Here is a 17,761-nt window from a genome sequence, read left to right on the forward strand (position 1 = left end):
GGCGCGGCTGCTGTTACGGACGCCACCGGGACCTGCATGGGCGGGGTGGCCGGCCCGCTGTGCGGCAGAAGCCCCTTCAGCCGCGCCTGCCAGGGCCCGTCCGCCATCTCCAGATGCACGATGACCGGCCCCTCGGGCAGCGGCACGGTCTCCCGCCGCTTACCGATCTCGTTGACGGCGTTCTCGTAGCTGGGCAGGGTCGTGGGGTCCTCGTGCCCCGCCAGTTCGTAGAGGTGGACGATCAGGTTGTCGTCGCCCCGGTAACGGATGGCGAGGTCGGCCGTGCCCGCCGTGTGCAGCAGGACGTCGGGGCCGCCCCACTCCAGCCACTCCTCCGTCAGCCGGCGGCCCGCCACCAGCGGCAACACCCGTAGCTGCCAGGGGCCATCGGCCTGCAACCGCAGCCGCAGGGGCGCGCGCTCGGGGACGACCGTGAGCAGCCGTCCCCGGAAGGCGTGCTCGGTGCTGTTGACGAGGTTGTCCTTCTGCTTGTTCCGCTTGTCGAGGGTCCACAAGCCGGTGTATCCCCCGCCTTCGAGGGTGAGTTCGACGATGACCGGTCCCGGCGGGAGCCCGTCCACGGTGATCACGTCGTTGTCCCGGCCGTACTGCTCGTACGGCTCGAAGACCGCGCCGAACGACCAGTCGGCGGGGAGGATCGGGCCCGGTATCACGGGCTGTGCCACGGGGGGCGCCGGTACGGGCTGCGGCACCGCGACCGTGGGCGTCGGTGCCGCTGCGGGGTGCGGCGCCGCGGGTGCCGCTGCGGGGTGCGGCGCCGCGGGCATCGGCTCCGGGCGCGGGCCGTCATCCGCCGCCACGTCCACGCCGTGATCCCCCGCCAGCCCGGTGAGGCCGTCCAGATACCCCTGGCCCACCGCGCGGAACTTCCAGCCCCCCGCCCGCCGGTACAGCTCCGCCAGCACCATCGCCGTCTCGCCGCCGCCATCGGTCACGTCGTACCGGGCGACCGACGTCCCGTCCGGCGCGAACGCCTCCACCGACGGCCCGGTCACGTCCCGTATCGCGCCGCCGTCCGTCGACCCGGCCACGAGGACGCGGACGATCTCCTCTTCGATGGCGGTGAGGCCGACCTCCAGCCACACCGTGCCGTCCTCACCCCCGGCCAGCCACACGGCACCCGACGGATGGGCGGGCGCGCCGTGGAACACGACGTCCGCGTCGCCCCGGACCCGCCCGTCCTGCGTCAGCAGCCACGCCGAGGCGTCCAGCCCGTTCCGTACGGCGATCCGCAGCGGGACGGACGGCACGAAGGCATTGCCTCCCTTGACCACTTCCCCCATCGTCACTCCACCTTTTCTCCACACCCTGGGACTGAGGACGGATCATGACACAGGTCGCTGAGAACACAACGGCCGGTGCCGCCGCCAGTTGAGGCGACGACACCGGCCAGGGAAGAAGACGCGGCGGGGGTTACTGCGGGCCCGGCTGGGAACCGTCCTTCTGCTGCATCTCGTTCGGGATCGCCCCGCCGAAGCGGCGGTCACGCGAGGCGTACTCCAGGCAGGCCCGCCATAGGTCGCGGCGGTCGAAGTCCGGCCACAGCACGTCCTGGTAGACCATCTCCGCGTAGGCGCTCTGCCAGATCAGGTAGTTGGATGTGCGCTGCTCGCCCGAGGGCCGCAGGAAGAGATCCACATCCGGCATGTCCGGGTAGTAGAGGTACTTCGCGAACGTCTTCTCGTTCACCTTCGACGGGTCAAGACGCCCCGCCCTGACATCCTCCGCCAGCGCCTTCGCCGCATCCGCGATCTCGGCCCGGCCGCCGTAGTTCATGCAGAAGTACATGGTCATGGCGTCGTTGTCCTTGGTCTGCTCCTGCGCGACCTGGAGCTCCTGCGCCACGGACTTCCACAGCTTCGGCATCCGCCCCGCCCAGCGGATACGGATGCCCATCTCGTCCATCTCGTCGCGGCGGCGGCGGATGACATCCCGGTTGAAGTTCATCAGGAAGCGCACCTCGTCGGGCGAGCGCTTCCAGTTCTCGGTGGAGAAGGCGTAGAGGGAGAGGTTCTTGACCCCGATCTCCAGACACCCCTTGAGCACATCGAGGACCACGCCCTCGCCCACCTTGTGCCCCTCGGTACGCGGCAGCCCGCGCTCCTTGGCCCAGCGGCCATTGCCGTCCATGACAACGGCCACATGCTTGGGCACCAGCTCACCGGGGATCTTCGGCGGACGGGCACCCGAAGGGTGCAGGTCCGGGGCCCGGTACTCGCGCCGCTGTCGGCCCAGAATCCCGCGTCGTGCCATGTGCCTGCCGTCTCCCTCTCAACTGCTTTTGCGCTTTATTTCTCTACATACCGAAGCGACCGGAGCCCCCGCTCCAGGTGCCAGTGCAAATACGCCGCCACGAGCCCGCTGCCCTCCCGGGCATGCCGAGCCTCACACGCGTCCGCGGTCTCCCAGTCCCCGGTCAGCAGCGCACCCAGCAGCATCAGCGCCTCCGCCGAGGGTACGACGCTTCCGGGCACCCGGCACTCCCCGCAGATCACCCCGCCCGCGCCGACCGAGAAGAACCGGTTCGGCCCGGGCATCCCGCACTTCGCGCAGTTGTCGAAACTCGGCGCGTAGCCGTTCACCGCGAGCGAGCGGAGCAGGAACGCGTCCAGGATCAGATGCGGCTCATGCTCCCCCGAGGCGAGCGTCCGCAGCGCGCCGACCAGCAGCAGATACTGCTGCATGGCGGGCTCGCCCTCGTGGTCGGTGAACCGCTCGGCGGTCTCCAGCATCGCCGTACCGGCGGTGTAGCGGGCGTAGTCGGTCACGATGGCGCTGCCGTACGGAGCGATGGTCTCACTCTGCGTGCACAGCGGCAGCCCGCGGCCGACCAGCTCGCCGCCCCCGCGCGAGAAGAACTGCACGTCGACATGGCTGAACGGCTCGAGCCGCGCCCCGAACTTCGACTTCGTCCGCCGCACCCCCCGGGCCACGGCCCGTACCCGGCCGTGACCACGGGTGAGCAGCGTGATGATCCGGTCCGCCTCGCCCAGCTTCTGGGTGCGCAGCACGATGCCGTCGTCGCGGAACAGACTCATGGCGCTTATTGTCCCTCAGCGGGACACATGATCGAACCGCCCGGCCTTCACGGCGTGAGTGAGGGCGCGGAGGGCAGCGGGGGTGGTTGTGATCACGGCGTGCGGTTCGTCGCTCTCCCGCAGGAGGATGCTGTCCGGGGTTCGAGCGAGCTCGACGCAGTTGTTGCCGGGGCCGTCCGCCGAGTAGGACGACTTCTGCCACTGTATGTCGGACATCTCGATGCCTTCAGAGTCGTTGTGCGATGGCTTGGATGAAATCGCGCGTGTCCGCAGGTGCGAGGGACAGCCCTTCCGTCCGGTCGAGGATCCGCCGGTAGTTGGCGAGATGCGTCTCCCCGTCCAGGAAGGTCACACCGGTGGGCGTGTCGAGCTGAACCGTATCCAACTGCGGAACCACTCCGTACATGTACGTCACGGAGGCTCCCGCATGCGGAAATCCCCCAGCGGAGAAGGGAATGGTCCGGACGGTGACGTTGTCCCACTCCGACGCCTCCAACAGGCGCTCCAACTGTCCACGGGCCACCTTGGACCCGCCGAACTCCATCCTCAACGCCGCCTCGTGAATGAGGAAGGTGCACTGCGGAGGGACATCTCGATCGAGCACCTCGCGGCGCCTCATCCGGTACGAGACGTTCACTCGCCGTTGCACCGGGGTGAGCGCGGGTTCGGCGGTGGAGAACACGGCGTTCGCGTAGTCCTCGGTCTGCAGCAGCCCCGGAATGTGCATGATCTGCACCGCGCGCAGACCCACGGCGTGGAAGTCCAGCTCGGCCAGATCCAGGGCGTCGACAGCCATCCGGTCCCGGTAGCCCTCCCACCACCCCCGGCCGCGCTCGGTGGCGATGGCCGCGAGAGCGTCAACGTATGCCTGGTCGCCGCAGGCGTAGATGGCGGCCAGCATCCTGACACGCTCCTCGCTCACGCCCAGGCGACCGGACTCCATGTTGCTGATCCGCGGGCCCTCGGCGCCCAGTTGCTGAGCCGCGTAGGCCACCGTCATCCCGGCGTGCTCACGCATCTTGCGCAGCTCCGCGCCGAGTCGGCGCCGCCTCGCGCTCGGGGCTGCCGTGTGCGTCATGCCCTGCCCTCCCTCACTCCGTCATCACACAGTGTCGTCGCGAGATTACCGGATCACCAGATCGAGGGCAGAGATATCCGCGAACGAGTACAGGGATGCACTCAATGCCTTATGGTCTCGATAGCACAGCGCATCGGAACCATCACGCACCGCGTTGGGAGACACCGCCATGCCCGAAGTCGCCGAACCCGCCTACGCCTACCGACTCAGCGCCCCCAACTCCCCCAAGAGCCCCAAAGCCTGCCGCGACGCGATCGCCGCTCTCCTCCAGGCCAACGGCCTCGACGACCTCGCGGACACGGCCCGCCTCCTGGTGTCCGAGGCGGTCACCAACGTCCACCAGCACACAGCCACCCCCGTCATCCACATCGACACCCTCGTACGGGACCGCATCGCCACCATCGCCGTACGCGACAGCTCGCCGGACGACCTCCCCCGCCCGCGCAGGGCGGAGGCCGACGAAGAGGGGGGCCGCGGCCTCTTCCTCATGAAGCAACTCGCCCACGCATGCGGCGTCACCTGGGAAAGCGGCACGCAGCCCACCGGCAAGCACATCTGGTTCGAGCTGCGCGACCCGCTCACCGATTGACGGAAGCTACGCGGGATCGGCCAGACACCCCTCGACGCGGGACCGCACCGCCACGGCCCGGGGGTCGGTGTACGTAACCAGGTGGGACAGAGCCTCGGCCCAGTGGGCGCCGGCCGCTTGGGGGTCCGCCATATACACGGCGGCGGCCAAGTGGTCGAGTTCCAAGGCGTGCTGCCACGCGTCGCCGAGCTGACCGTGCACGACGGCGGCCCGGCGATGGAACGCGGCGGCTTCGTCACAACGCTCCATTGCCGCATAGGTCTGCCCGGTGCCCCGCCAGGCGAGGGCTTCTCGGCTGCGGTCACCGAGACGGCGATGCAGCTTGGCGGACCGCTGGTACGAGGTCAGCGCATCGCCGTATTGCCCGGCGACCCGCTGGATATCGCCCAGAGTGAGCAGCCAAAAACCCTCCAGGACGTGACTCCTGAGGTTGAGCGCGATATCCAGGGCTTCGTCGATCGCATGTCGTGCTGCCGTGAGTTCGCCTTGCTCTCGGCGGACCTCGGCGACGATATACAAGGCATTGCCCACGCTTCTCTGGTTGTCCAGGGCTCGGTGGGCGGCGAGGGCCTGTTGGGCAGCCTCCTCGGCCTCGGACAGGCAGCCCGCGTCAAGACGGGTGCTGGCGATGTTGGACAGGGCCATGGCCGCCCTGCGGCGTTCGTCCGCGTCACCAAAGATCGCAGCGGCACGCTCGAAGTGGTCAGCTGCCGGGTCGAATTGGCGGCTCTCGAGGTGAATGAGGCCGATGAGATTCAGCGAGCGCGCCTCTTCGAGGGGCATGGCTTTCCTGTGCGCGACTTCCCTGGCTCGTCGGTGACATTCCATGCCCTCGTCGAGGCGGCGGTATTTCCGATAGGCCATGCCGAGGTAGTTGAGCAAACGGATTTGGGCACCCGGTTCATCCGCCCGTTCGGCTGCCGCCAGACCGGCACGCATCGGGTCGATCCAGTCGCTGCCTGGCGCTGACGGGTAGCGGGCATTCCACAGCACCTCGGCCAACTGCCAGGCGAGAGTCCCGATCCCCGCCGATGCGGCGGCCGGAACCAAACGGAGCAGAGTCGTGTGTTCGCGGTCCGCCCAGTCCGCCGCCGCGTCGTAGTCGGCGAAGACCAGGGGAGGCACGGAAGCTGTCGATGCCGTCAGGAGGGAATGCTGCTCGGAAGGTCTGAGCCAACTCTGCGCCGCGTCAGCAGTATGCAGATACCAGTCCAGCACACGGCGCAGGGCCGCGTTCCGTTGCTCCGCGGGTTCATCGCTCTGCGCCTGACCGGTGGCGAAGGCACGCAGTAGGTCGTGGAACTGGAATCGGTCCGGCGCGGTTTGTTCAAGCAGGTGGGCGCCCGCGAGATCGTCCAGGAGTTGCCTCGTGCGGCTGAGGCTGAGCTCACAGAGGGCCGCGGCCGCGTGGAGGCTGAACTCGGGACCCGGATGAATTCCCAGCAGGCGAAAAAGCCGCGCGGAGGAATCCGGCAGGGCGCGGTAGGACCAGGCGAAAACCGAGTGGACCGCCTCTGCTTCCTCGTCGATGCCGGTGCTGAGCGCGTCCCACAGCGCCGACTCGTCCCGCAAGTCAGAGATGAGATCGTCGATCCTCATGTGAGGATGACTGGCAGCGCGCTCTGCCGCGATACGTAAGGCGAGCGGCAGCCGAGCGCAAAGACGCGCCAGTTCGGTCAGCTTTTCCCCATCGTCTCCGGGCCGATAGCCGCTGGTGACCGCGCGCAGTAAGGCGATCGCCTCAGGCTCGGGAAGGGTGCCGAGCGTCAGACGGCGGGCCCCGTCTCGTACGGTGAGGCCGGCGAGCCGGTTGCGGCTGGTCACCACTACCAGGCTGTTACCAGTACCGGGCAGGAGCGGCCGCACCTGGCTGACCGTGGCGGCGTTGTCGAGCAGGATCAGGACGCGTCGCTCGGCGAGCAGCGAGCGGTACAGAGCGGCGGCAGCATCGACATCCTGGGGAATCTGGTCGGCAGGCACGCCGAGCGCGCGCAAGAATCGACGCAGTGCCTGGTCCGCGGTGACGGGTTCGCCGGGGTCGTAGCCCCGCAGATTGACGAAGAGCTGACCGTCGGGAAAGCGGTCCTTGACTTGATGGGCCCAGTGCAACACCAGCGAGGTCTTCCCCGCACCTGCCGTGCCGGCCACTACATGGATCGAGACAACCAGTCGGTCGCCGCTTGGGCTGGCCAGGATCGCATCAAGCTGATTAAGTTCGTCGCTGCGGTTGACAAAGGCGTGCACATCAGCCGGAAGCTGTCGCGGTATGAGGCCGGCCGGCTCCCCCGGCGCCCCCTGGTAATAGTTGATTCCGCCCGAGACATTGCCAGCCTGCACGACGTCCCGAGACGACCCTGACAGATCATTCTGAGAGCCTTGTGGACGACTTCCCTCATCCCCGGCCGAGGCGTTGATTTGTTCTCCGCTCATGCCGCCGGGGGCGGCGGAAGATGTACCACCGCGCGCTCGAAGTACGTCCGGATGTCCTCCGCTACCGCCCAAGCCTGCTTCACATAGGTCACCCAAGGTTTTACGATCTCGGGGTCGGTGAAACGGCGCGCGCTCTCGAAGGCCCCGGTCTCGGTGTAGAGAATCTCATAAAGGGTGCGATTGTCGAGGATGACGAACTCGGGCAGAAGGTGATCGGTCTCAGCGGCGGCGACTTCCTTCGCGGGCAGCACCCGGGTGGGGTGCCCGGCCTCCGTACGGACGTGGAGCCAGTGCAGTTCCCATTGCATATATGGCGTCAGCGGCTCTTCCACCACGCGCAAACGATGGAACGGGGAGCCGTTCCTCCGGTCCTCTTCAGCCGCCTTCTGTGTGGCCTCACGCTTCGCCTCGAACAGCCGGAGCGCTTCGTCCCAGTCGCCTCGGCGGAGCGCGTCCCGGGTGGGGCTGTCCTTCTCTTCGAAGTGCTGCAGCCGTTCCAACTTCCAGGACTCGCCGTGACGGATGGCCTTGCGTCGCGCCCGAAAGTCACTGACGTAGGCGTCGTCATCGAGTGGTTCGCCTCGGTCGGCCGGAAGCACGGGGGCACGAAGATCAAGCATCGGGAATATCTACCTTTGCTGCACTGAGCATGTTTCCGGGAATGACAACCAGCCGCTCGTCGGGCCCGATGGACACACCAGTCGGTAAACGCGAGGCATAGACGGCAGTGAGGTCGCGGCCCTCAGAGTGCCCAAGCTCTGCCGCCGACTTTCCCAGACGCTTGGCGAATAACGCCGACGGGTCAGCCTCCCAAAGACGAGCCATCGTCTGCCTCCGTAGCCCCAGCGTCACTGACTGTCCATCATCTCAAGGATGGCACATGAGGTGTCAGGCATGCCATGGCTGCGGCGCCGGCGGAGACGTGTCGGAGCGTGGGCAGTACTACGCTCTCGACACACGGACGAGAACGCTTTACGGGGGTAAGCCGGGGCACGCGTGGGCGCAGGGGCGGCGCACGCCTGGTGGGCGCGGGGCGGGCGGCGCGGACACGGTTCGGGCTTCCCGGGGCGTCACCCGGGAAAGCGGCACGCAGCCCACCGGCAAACACATCTGGTTCGAGCTGCGCGCCCCCTCACCGAATGACGGCAGCGGACCGGGTAAGTTCCCGACATGAGCGATGACGGCAAGCCTCGGGTCCGATTCGCCGAGGAGGCGGATACAGCCGTGATCGCGCGCATCCATATGGCCTCGCGGTCGGCGACCATGCCTTATCTGCCCCCGCAGAAGCGCAATCACGAGCAGGTGACCCGATGGGCCCGGGATGCCCTGCTCAAGCGATGCCGCACCTGGGTCGCGGTGTGTGGTGCGGAGATCATCGGCTATGCGGCCCTTGACGGTGACCTGCTCGAACACCTCTATCTGCGCCCGGACGTCCGTCGGCAGGGCATCGGCACGCTACTGCTCGATGAGGTCAGGCGGCACAGCCCTGACGGGGTGTCCCTGCACGTCTTTCAGCAGAACACCGATGCCCGCGCGTTCTACGAACGCCACGGTTTCACCGTCATCGACACCAACGACGGTGATCGCAACATGGAGAACCTGCCCGATCTGACGCTTCGCTGGATACCGAACAGCGCGGGGTAAACCGGCTCACCCCATCTGGCGACTGGTTCGGTAGCGGCCCGGGGTCGTTCCGATGATGTTGGTGAACGCTGAGATAAAGCTGCTTGGGTTGGCCCATCCGCAGGCGTAGGCGGTTCGGGTGGTGTCGTGGCCGTCGGCGAGGAGCACGAGCGCGTGGTAGATGCGTAGCTGCGTGCGCCACTCATAGAAGGTCATGCCGAGTTCGCTGCGGAACAGTCGGCTGAGGGTGCGGGTGCTGGCTCCGATCGTCTTCCCGAGTTCGGCCAGCGTGGCGTTGTCCGCCGGCGTCTCGTACAGCATCCGGGCAATGGCTTGCAGTCGGTCGTCCCGTGGCTCCGGCAGGTGCAGTGGCTGTTCGTGTGCTTCGCGGAGTTCATCGACCAGGACTCGAAGGAGGCGAGAGCGCGCGGAGCGGCTGTAGCCAGGCGCGGCGTCGTCGTAGTTGCGGGGGCCGGTCAGGGCGAGCAGGACCTCGCGGGCGAGGCCGGAGGCCAGGAACACGGCGGGATGGTCCGGTATGAGCCGGGCGAGGGATGGCGCGAGAAAGACGATCCGCATGTCGGTGTCGCCGTGGGCGCGGTGATAGTGCGTGAACCCGGCGGGGGTCCAGGCGACCCGGTTGGCGGGAACGATCGATGTGCCGCGCTCGGTGTGAACTGTCAAGACGCCGCTGGCCGCGTATACCAGGTGTCCCCGTGCGTGCGACTGAACTGCGCTTGTTTCCCCGGATGGCCGGAGGTGGCGCCCGCCGGACGGCCACACATGTGACGTCACACCGGCGGTCCGGCGAGGTTGGCGGTGAACAGGCATCGGTTGGCATTTTAGCGGTAGCCAGCCACACCTTGATCTGGTGACACTGCCTCCACCACACGTCATCGAGGCGGCCTGCCTTGATGACGCGGCTTGAGAGAGGGAGACACGCATGGCGACGTTCGTTCTTGTGCCCGGCGGTTGGAAGGGCTCCTGGTCGTTCGAGGCGGTGGTTCCACTGCTGGAGCGTGCCGGTCATGCCGTGCACGCCCTGACCCTGACCGGTCTGCGGCCGGACGACGACAACGCGACGGTGGCGACCGCCAACCTCGACACGCACGCCGAGGACGTATTGCGGCTCCTCGATCGCGCCCACCTCACCAACGCGACGCTGGTCGGCCACAGCTACGGCGGGATGGTGACCGCCGCCGCGGCCGATCGCGCCGGCGGGCGGATCTCACGGCTGGTGCAGCTCGACGCCTACGTGCCGCGCGACGGCGAGTCGTGCTGGTCGTCAACGAACGAGCGCTTCCGGGAAGTGTTCGCTGCCGGCGCTGCGGCCACCGGCTACGCCGTCCGGCCGCCGGACGGCGGCGATCCCCGCCGCCGTCCCCATCCCCTCGCCTCGTTCCTGCAAACGATCCGGCTCACAGGCACGCTCGCCCAGGTTCCCCGTCGGGAGTTCATCTACTGCTCGGGGTGGGAAGACCGGACGCCGTTCGCTGAACTCCGCACCCGGCTCCAAGCCGATCCCAAATGGCAGGTCCACGACCTCCCAACCGGCCACGACGCAATGCATGAGGCCCCGGAGGCCGTCGCCGCACTACTGCTCGGCGAATGCATCGCGGATGCGTCGACGCTCAGACGACAGGCTTGCCATTGACGGCCGCATCGACCGAGGGCCCCCACCCACCCCCCTGCAAAAAAACGCTTGCTCTCCATCAAACGATTTTTTGCAAGGGGGTGGGTGGGGCCCATTGCCGCAAAGGATCACCCTGGTCCACTGGTCGCACCCACCGCAGTGGTGGGCCGGCCTGCTCAAGCGCAAGGTCGGCGCGGTGACGTCTGCGTCCCCCTTTAGGGTTGGGACATCTGGCTCTCGCATCGTCCGTCGTCCGTGGCTGGAAGAAACCGTGACAATCACCGCTCGTCTCATCACCACCATCGCCGCTCCGCTGGACCCGGCGTCAGCAGAGCCTCCGCGGGTGCTTTGCCGGCCCAACCGCAGGCTCCTCGTGCAGCGTGGTGACACCGAAGTGGTGGCCCTCGACCTGGACGTGTCCCACGCTGGCCGAGCCCCCGAGGTCCGCTTCCCAGCGCCTTGGCCACGCCGCTTCGGATCGGTGACGGTGTCGCCGAAGCGGGATGCCGCGCTGTTCGCCGGCGTGCACGCGGTGCGGTCGGTGAAGCCGACCGGTACGACGCGCTGGGAAGTGCAGCACGGCTGCTGGTACGGCGGCTGCACCCTCTCGCACCTGTCGTTCGACGAATACGCCCACGACGAGGACCACGGCTACGCCGACAGCGGCTCAGTCGCGGTCAGTGCAGACGGCACGCTTGTTTGGGCCCACGTCCGCGGTCCGTTGGGCGGCGACAGGGAGACGGAGGACGACCAGGAACTGTGGGTGGTCCTGGACGCCACGGACGGAAGGGTGCTGGGACGTGTGAACACCATGACCGTGGCCTCCGGCTCCGAGCACACTCCACACCCAGACCCTGCGCGGATGGGGCTGAGTGTCGGCGAGGGCGAGGAAGGGTCGCCTGCGCTGTGGGGGCGCTGGGACGGGCAACAGCTGACCGCCGAGCGCATCGGCATCGACGAGATCCTCCTTGCGGTCAGCCCGTCCGGCCGGTACCTCCTGACCGTTGACACCGGGCAGTGGTCGCTCTCCCTCCACCAGGTGGAGAACGGCTCGGTTCTGCGGGAACTGGACGCCCAGGACACCGTGCCGGCACACCCGAGGAGCACTGGCGAGGACAGGGTGTACTGGGACTATGACGCGGCCTTCGTCGACGAGGACACGCTGGTTGCCGGGACCTCCGAGTGCGACGCCCGGTATGGCACCGCCCGCCACTGGCTGGTCGACGTGCATGGGATGACCCTGCGTGGCGAGATCTCCTACCCCGTTCCCGTCTCGGGGCCTGCCCGCGCAGCGGGGGGCGGCACGTGGTACACGATCTCCGAGGATGGGACTTCCGTGCATCTGTGGGAGCTGGCCAAGGAGAACTGACTTTGGCCGGGTGATGCCTTGGCCGTTCGCCGAACAGCGGCAGCCAGGGTCCGGTAGTCTTGGAGCCTGCGGCCCGGGCCGTGACGAGCGAGGGGTGGCCGGAGAGGGCCGGATCACATCCGGCCCCTCCGGCCACCCCTGCCTCACCTCAACGGCTACGTGCCCGCGTTGGAGTTGCCGCGCAGCTTCACGTTCGCCGTGCTCGCGTTCTTGATCGCCGTTTCGATCTGGGCCATCGACGAGCCGGAGTTGATCCCGGGGACGGTCGAGCTGTTCACCGCGTACAGCGTGAAGGTGTACGGATGTGTGGAACCGCCGGGGCAGGGCCCGAAGTACTGCTGGGCATTCGCGCCGCTGCCCATGGCCTTCTGTTTGGCGCCGTCCTGGCCCGGGACGTTGAATCCGGACCCCAGCGCCTCGGGCAGTGACAGCTTGGCCGCCGGGATGTCCCAGATCCCCCAGTGGAGCTTGTTGCCGCCGTCCGCGACATCCGCGAAGACGATGGCCCAACTGCGCCCGCCGGTGGTTCCGGCGCCCCAGGCCAGCGGGGGCGAGGTGTCCTGGCCCGCCGTTCCGTCCCCGGCGCAGGTGTGGCGTGTGGGGATCGTCGCGTTGTCGTTGAAGGCGCCGCTGCCGAGCTTGAAGTCACCAGCCGTGCCGTCGTCCGAGTAGACGATGTCGATCCGCAGGATGCGGTCGTTGCCGTCCGTGCCGTCCTTGTCGGTGGAGGTGGTGAGCCAGATGTCGCCGTCGTGGTCGACCTCCACCGTGCGCAGCCGGTCGTACGTGCCCTGGAAGTACGTCTTCTGCTCGACGAGGTTCGACGAGGAGTCGATCCGCATCCGGTAGACGCGCTTCCCCACGGTGGTGGCGACGAAGACATGGTCATTGATGATGGTCAGGCCGCTGGGCGAGGCCGAGGAGGTGGACCAGGTCTTCTTGGGCGCGATGTAGCCGGAGCCGGAGCAGTCGCCGCTGGTGCCCTCGCAGTTGGGCCAGCCGTAGTTGCCGCCCTTCTGGATGAGGTTGACCTCGTCCATGACGCTGTTGCCGAACTCGGACTCCCACAGGCGGCCCTTGGAGTCGAAGTCCAGGCCCTGCGGGTTGCGGTGGCCCAGCGACCAGACGGCGTTGCCGAAGGGGTTGTCGGACGGGATGGAGCCGTCGGGGTTGATCCGGAGGATCTTGCCGTTGAGCGAGTTGCGGTCCTGGGCCCGCGACTCGGTCTGGGCGTCGCCCATGGTGGCGTACAGCTTGCCGTCGGGGCCGAAGCGCAGCCGTCCGCCGTTGTGGTAGCGGCTCTTCTCCATGCCCTGGAGCAGCACCTTGTAGCCGCTGAGGGTGTTGTTCTCCAGCGTCATACGGGCGATGCGGTTGCCCTCGCTGGAGGTGTGGACGAAGTAGAGGTAGTGGTCGGTGGCGAAGGTCGGGGAGACCTCGATGCCCAGCAGACCGCCCTCGCCACCGGTGGTCTGGGAGTTGGGCACCTTGCCGACCAGAGTCTTCGTACCGGACTTGGTCAGCTTGTAGACGTTGAAGGTGTTGCGCTCGGTGAAGATGCCCGTGCCGTCGGGCAGGAAGCCGAGGCCCCAGGCCACGTCGACCCCGCTCGCGATGGTGCTGACCGTGCCGGGGTCGGGGGTGCCGCCGGGCTGGGTGCCGGAGGTGGTCACCGTGATCTCGGGCGTGAAGGCGGACTTGTTGCCCTTGAGGTCGTACGCCCTGACCTTGAAGGCGTACGCGGTGTTGGGGGTCAGGCCCGCGACGCTGGTGGAGGTGGTCTCGGAGGTGCCGGACAGGGCGCCGTCGCGGTAGATCTCGTAGCCCGTGACCTTGACGTTGTCGCTGGACGCGGCCCAGGACAGATCGACGGTCGTGGCCGTCTTCGACGGGGAGGTCAGGCTGCCGGGGGTGGTCGGCGACTCGGTGTCCGGCGGGGCGGGCAGCGTCGCGATGGTGACGGCGTTGGATGCCTCCGAGGCGTTTCCGGCCGCGTCGCGCGCGAAGACGGTCCAGTCGTACGAGGTCTCGGGGTCGAGGTTTTCAACGGTCGCCGCGAGGACGTCCGGGCCGACCTTCTTCATCAACTGGCCGTGCTGGTAGATGTCGTAGCCGGTGACGCCCACGTTGTCGGTGGCCGCGTCCCAGGTCAGCGAGACGGTGGTGGCCGTCGGCTCCTTGTCCTTGCGGAGGTTCGCGGGGGCGGTCGGCCGCTCGGTGTCGGCGGGGCCGGTCGGGGTGACGGTCAGCTTGTCGAGGTTGGGGCCGTCGACGCCGGAGGTGGTTGCGCGGACCTTGTTGCTGCCGGCCTTGAGCGTGGCGTTCACGCTGACCGTCTTCCAGGTGGTCCAGGCGCCGGTCGCCGGGAAGGAGAGGTCGTCGGCGACGGTGGCGCCGCCCACGGCGATATCGAGCGGGCGGTCGGCGGAGGAGCTGGCGTAGCGGAAGTCGAGCCGGGCGGGGCCGGCCTGTGCCGCGTCAACGCTGAACTCGACGTATGCGCCGGTCACGACGTCGAAGTTGACGAATCCGGTGCCGGAGTAGCCGTCGTGGTTGGACTCGGCGGCACCCTGGGAGATCTGGGCGGACTCGGCCTCGTAGTCCGTGCCGGCCGGTCCGTCGGAGGCGGTGACATCAATGTAGTCGAGGTTGGGCCCGCCCTCGGCCGCCGCCGAGGTCGTACGGATGGTGTTGGCACCGGCCTTGAGGGTGACGGTCGTGGTCACCGACGACCAGCTGGTCCAGACGCCGGTGGACGGGAACGCCAGGTCGTCGGCTGCCTGGTCGCCGTTGACGGCGATGTCCAGCGGGCGGTTGGCGTCGGTGCCGTTGGCGTAGCCGAGGGTGAGGGTGGCGCTGCCCGCGGCCGGGGCATCCACCGTGAACTCGACGTAGCTGCCTGTCTTGTTGTCGAAGTTGACGAATCCGGAGCCGGAGAAGCCGTCGTGGTTGGACTCGGCCGCGCCCTCGGTGATGACCGCGGACTCGGCCTCGTACCGCACGGGCGCGGCGGCGGCCCTCGCCCCGGGGGGCTGAGCCCCGGAGGCCCCGGAGGGCTGGGCCGCGCTGAGATTCGGCAGGGCGATGGTTAAGGCCGCGGTGGCCGCGGCGAGGAAGGCACCGACCGCTCGGCGCGGTCTGTGGGAGATGGGTGGCACAGGAGTCCTCCCGCCTTGCAGACTGATAGGAAAGATTCCTAACAGTGATGCGCAGCCGACGCGTCCACGTCAAGAGGCGTGCAAGCGTTTACCGAAGGTGATCTAGGCACGGCCGGTGTGAGCGGTCGACCAGCACATGCCGACGACCAGACACGCCTCCCGAGCCACCCACGGGTGAGGTGTCGTTGCCGGTAGCCTGCGTATACAGGCAGGTGTGCAGGAGGATCGACAAGGAGAGCCACAATGGCCCGGGCGACCGGCAAGAGCGAGGCCGTCTACGAGCGGCTGAAGGGGGACATCGAGTCGCTGCGCCTGAAGCCCGGGGCGAAGCTGAGCGAGGTCCAGCTCGGTGAGGAACTGGGGGCCTCCCGTACCCCCGTGCGCGAGGCCATCCGCCGGCTGGCCGCCGAGGGGCTGGTGGACTTCGTACCGGGCGAGGTGGCGCGGGTGGCCACCATTTCGCTGGGCGGGGTGCGGGCGCTCTTCGAGATCCGGATGCTGCTGGAGCCGCGGGCCGCGGCCCTGGTCGCGACCTCGGGGGCGGCCGACGAGCGCGTACTGGCCCCGTTCCATGAACTGCTGGCGCGGCTGGACGAGTTCGAGGAGTCCTTCCGCCTGCTGGACGCCGCCGGGCAGACGCGCGGCTATCAGAACTTCTACGTGCTGGCCGAACGCTACGACCAGGCGGTCATCGCCGCGTGCCGCAACCCGTACCTCGCCCGTACGATCCGCGATCTGCGCAGCCAGACCGTACGGCTGCGGCATCTGTCGCACAGTGGCCCGCGGCGCATGCTGACGTCGCTGGAAGAGCACCGCGCGATGCTGAAGGCGATCGCACACGGGGACGCCCAGGCGGCCGAGTCGGCCTCGCGGCACCACCTGGCGCAGACCCTCCAGGCGCTGATCGACAGCCTGGCGAGCGGCGAGAGTGCGGCGCCCGGCGTGGAGATCCAGTTGGACATCACCCGCTGAGCCACTGAGCCTGAGCCACTGAGCCTGAGCTGCTGGGCCTGAACCACTGAGCCTGAGCCGCTGAGCCCTAGGCCGACCCGCACTTCCCCGCGGTCGCGGCTTTGAGCTCGTCGAGCGATTCCCGGATGAGTTGCACCAGGTCGCGCGGGTCCGGCTCCTCGACCCAGCGCTCGAACGCGACCTTGAAGACGGCGATCCCCGCCTCGGCGATCAGACTCGCGGCCGGGTCCCCGACGCCACGCCGGCGCAGGGTGTCGGTCAGCGCCGCGGACCAGGACGCAAGCTTGATCAACTCGCGCTCCCGGAGCTCCGCGTTGGCGGCGATGACGGCCTGGCGCTCTCGGGCGTAGGCGTGGCGCCCCTCGAACCCGGCGGCAACGGCTTCGAGGGCCGCGGCCACCGCGTCGATCGGCACCACGGAATCGGGCAGGTCCGCGACGGTGCCCACGAAGAGCTCCTGGAGCGCGCCCCCGCCCGCGAACAGCACCTCCCGCTTGTCGGCGAAGTGCCGGAAGAAGGTCCGCTCGGTGAGCCCCGCCCGCTTGGCGATCTCCGCCACCGTCGTCTGCTCGAACCCGCGATCGCTGTAGAGCTCCAGCGCCGCCTGTTCAAGTCGCCCGCGCGCGTTCGGCTCCCATCGACCCATGGCGCTGATTCTACGTGATGACAGTGAATGACATCAGGCGGCGTCGGGTGCTACGGTCGATGACAGTGACTGACATCGCCAATCGGTCTGTCCTGGTCGCCGCGCCATGCCGTGCGGCAGGGCCGGCCGACATACGGCCCGATTCATCGCCCGATTCATCGCCCGATTCATCGCCCGATTCACCCGCCGACTTACCGGTCGGCTTACTGGAGGTCTTTCTCATGCGCGTTTTCGTCACCGGCGCTTCCGGCTGGATCGGCTCCGCCGTCGTACCCGAACTCATCGGCGCCGGCCATCAGGTCGTCGGGCTCGCCCGCTCGGACGCCTCGGCCGCCGCGCTCACCGCGGCCGGTGCCGAGGTGCAGCGCGGCACCCTCGATGACCTCGACAGCCTGCGGAGCGCGGCCGCCGCCTCGGACGGCGTGATCCACCTCGCCTTCAAACACGACGTCGCTTTCTCGGGGGGCTTCGAGGAGGCCATCGAGGCGGATCGCCTCGTCGTCGAGACATTCGGCGACGCGCTCGCGGGATCCGGGCGGCCGTTGGTCGTCGCCGCCGGGACGCTCGGGCTCGCACCGGGGCGCGTGGCCACCGAAGGGGACCGCGTTCCCGACGGCCAGACCCCGGGAAACCCGGGTGCCGGCCGGCATGCCATCACACAACTGACGCTCTCCCTCGCCTCCCGCGACATCCGCTCGTCGGTCGTGCGGTTCGCCCCGACGGTGTACGGCGAGGGGGACCGCGGCTTCATCGCGATGCTGGTCGACATCGCCCGCACCCGCGGCGTCTCCGGCTATATCGGCGACGGGTCCCACCGCTGGCCCGCCGTGCACCGGTTCGACGCGGCGCACCTCATCCGCCTGGCGGTCGAGACGGCCCCGGCGGGATCGGCGCTGCACGCCACCGCGGACGAGGGCGTGCGGATCCGCGCCGTCGCGGAGGTCATCGGGCGCCATCTCGACCTCCCCGTCGTCTCCGTCTCCCCCGAGGAGTCGGCCGAGCACTTCGGCTGGCTGGCAGGCACCCTCGCGTTCGACGGCCCGGTCTCGAGCGTGCTGACCCGCGAGCTGCTGGGGTGGCAGCCGACCCACCCCGGGCTCATCGACGACCTCGACAAGGGGCACTACTTCCGCACCCCGACGACCGCCTGACGGACTGCCTGACGGACTGCCTGCCTGACCGGCCCCGCTGGCCCCGCTGGCCC

Annotated in this window: 17 protein-coding genes; 6 read left to right on the top strand and 11 right to left on the bottom strand. The window is 68.5% G+C overall.

Features of this window, described 5'->3' with window-relative positions; genetic code table 11:
* The 5 genes from CCN51_RS43215 to CCN51_RS43235 form a co-directional block, all read right to left on the bottom strand.
* A partial coding sequence (locus tag CCN51_RS43215) for a TerD family protein (RefSeq protein ID WP_245881802.1) occupies window positions 1-1,304 on the bottom strand: 1,304 nt, incomplete at its 3' end.
* A gap of 130 nt (window positions 1,305-1,434) precedes the next feature.
* Entirely contained in the window at window positions 1,435-2,274 is an 840-nt protein-coding gene (locus CCN51_RS43220) for an isoprenyl transferase (protein ID WP_014179801.1), read from the bottom strand.
* 35 nt (window positions 2,275-2,309) lie between these two features.
* Entirely contained in the window at window positions 2,310-3,059 is a 750-nt protein-coding gene (gene recO, locus CCN51_RS43225) for a DNA repair protein RecO (RefSeq protein WP_014179800.1), read from the bottom strand.
* Window positions 3,060-3,074: 15 nt separating this feature from the next.
* Complete coding sequence (locus tag CCN51_RS43230; protein WP_014179799.1) at window positions 3,075-3,275, bottom strand: DUF397 domain-containing protein; 201 nt, start codon at window positions 3,273-3,275, stop codon at window positions 3,075-3,077.
* Window positions 3,276-3,285: 10 nt separating this feature from the next.
* Window positions 3,286-4,137 (bottom strand): helix-turn-helix domain-containing protein, encoded by an 852-nt coding sequence (locus tag CCN51_RS43235; RefSeq protein ID WP_014179798.1) that lies wholly within the window; start codon window positions 4,135-4,137, stop codon window positions 3,286-3,288.
* Between the two features lie 169 nt (window positions 4,138-4,306).
* On the opposite strand from CCN51_RS43235, the gene CCN51_RS43240 reads away from it, so the two are divergent.
* Window positions 4,307-4,726 (top strand): ATP-binding protein, encoded by a 420-nt coding sequence (locus CCN51_RS43240; RefSeq protein WP_014179797.1) that lies wholly within the window; start codon window positions 4,307-4,309, stop codon window positions 4,724-4,726.
* Window positions 4,727-4,732: 6 nt separating this feature from the next.
* On the opposite strand, the gene CCN51_RS43245 is transcribed toward CCN51_RS43240, so the two are convergent.
* The 3 genes from CCN51_RS43245 to CCN51_RS58495 all read right to left on the bottom strand — a co-directional run bounded on the left by CCN51_RS43245 (window position 4,733) and on the right by CCN51_RS58495 (window position 7,981).
* Window positions 4,733-7,063 (bottom strand): ATP-binding protein, encoded by a 2,331-nt coding sequence (locus CCN51_RS43245; protein WP_238545475.1) that lies wholly within the window; start codon window positions 7,061-7,063, stop codon window positions 4,733-4,735.
* An 89-nt stretch (window positions 7,064-7,152) separates the two neighbouring features.
* A complete protein-coding gene (locus tag CCN51_RS43250; RefSeq protein ID WP_238545474.1) occupies window positions 7,153-7,755 on the bottom strand; it encodes a DUF6879 family protein in 603 nt (200 codons plus the stop codon).
* Between the two features lie 13 nt (window positions 7,756-7,768).
* Complete coding sequence (locus CCN51_RS58495) at window positions 7,769-7,981, bottom strand: hypothetical protein (RefSeq protein WP_078610960.1); 213 nt, start codon at window positions 7,979-7,981, stop codon at window positions 7,769-7,771.
* Between the two features lie 345 nt (window positions 7,982-8,326).
* On the opposite strand from CCN51_RS58495, the gene CCN51_RS43260 reads away from it, so the two are divergent.
* Complete coding sequence (locus tag CCN51_RS43260) at window positions 8,327-8,800, top strand: GNAT family N-acetyltransferase (protein ID WP_014179794.1); 474 nt, start codon at window positions 8,327-8,329, stop codon at window positions 8,798-8,800.
* A 6-nt stretch (window positions 8,801-8,806) separates the two neighbouring features.
* On the opposite strand, the gene CCN51_RS43265 is transcribed toward CCN51_RS43260, so the two are convergent.
* Window positions 8,807-9,463 (bottom strand): helix-turn-helix transcriptional regulator, encoded by a 657-nt coding sequence (locus CCN51_RS43265; RefSeq protein WP_014179793.1) that lies wholly within the window; start codon window positions 9,461-9,463, stop codon window positions 8,807-8,809.
* 259 nt (window positions 9,464-9,722) lie between these two features.
* Here CCN51_RS43265 and CCN51_RS43270 point away from each other — a divergent pair, with 259 nt between their 5' ends.
* Both CCN51_RS43270 and CCN51_RS43275 read left to right on the top strand, forming a co-directional pair.
* On the top strand, window positions 9,723-10,433 hold the full coding sequence (locus CCN51_RS43270) for an alpha/beta fold hydrolase (RefSeq protein WP_014179792.1): 711 nt from the start codon (window positions 9,723-9,725) through the stop codon (window positions 10,431-10,433).
* A 250-nt stretch (window positions 10,434-10,683) separates the two neighbouring features.
* Window positions 10,684-11,781 (top strand): hypothetical protein, encoded by a 1,098-nt coding sequence (locus CCN51_RS43275; protein WP_238545473.1) that lies wholly within the window; start codon window positions 10,684-10,686, stop codon window positions 11,779-11,781.
* A gap of 155 nt (window positions 11,782-11,936) precedes the next feature.
* On the opposite strand, the gene CCN51_RS43280 is transcribed toward CCN51_RS43275, so the two are convergent.
* On the bottom strand, window positions 11,937-14,939 hold the full coding sequence (locus CCN51_RS43280; protein ID WP_014179790.1) for a PQQ-dependent sugar dehydrogenase: 3,003 nt from the start codon (window positions 14,937-14,939) through the stop codon (window positions 11,937-11,939).
* Between the two features lie 243 nt (window positions 14,940-15,182).
* Between CCN51_RS43280 and CCN51_RS43285 the strand changes: the two genes are divergently transcribed.
* The gene (locus tag CCN51_RS43285; RefSeq protein ID WP_014179789.1) at window positions 15,183-15,911 is read left to right on the top strand and encodes a GntR family transcriptional regulator; all 729 of its coding nucleotides are present in this window, start codon (window positions 15,183-15,185) and stop codon (window positions 15,909-15,911) included.
* 67 nt (window positions 15,912-15,978) lie between these two features.
* Here the strand turns inward: CCN51_RS43285 and CCN51_RS43290 are convergent, their stop codons facing one another.
* A complete protein-coding gene (locus CCN51_RS43290) occupies window positions 15,979-16,557 on the bottom strand; it encodes a TetR family transcriptional regulator (protein ID WP_014179788.1) in 579 nt (192 codons plus the stop codon).
* Window positions 16,558-16,778: 221 nt separating this feature from the next.
* Here CCN51_RS43290 and CCN51_RS43295 point away from each other — a divergent pair, with 221 nt between their 5' ends.
* Window positions 16,779-17,708, top strand: coding sequence for an SDR family oxidoreductase (locus CCN51_RS43295; RefSeq protein ID WP_014179787.1), 930 nt, complete (start codon window positions 16,779-16,781; stop codon window positions 17,706-17,708).
* The last annotated feature ends 53 nt before the right edge of the window (window positions 17,709-17,761 follow it).

The organism is Streptomyces milbemycinicus, from assembly GCF_002154605.1.
Classification (GTDB): domain Bacteria; phylum Actinomycetota; class Actinomycetes; order Streptomycetales; family Streptomycetaceae; genus Streptomyces; species Streptomyces milbemycinicus.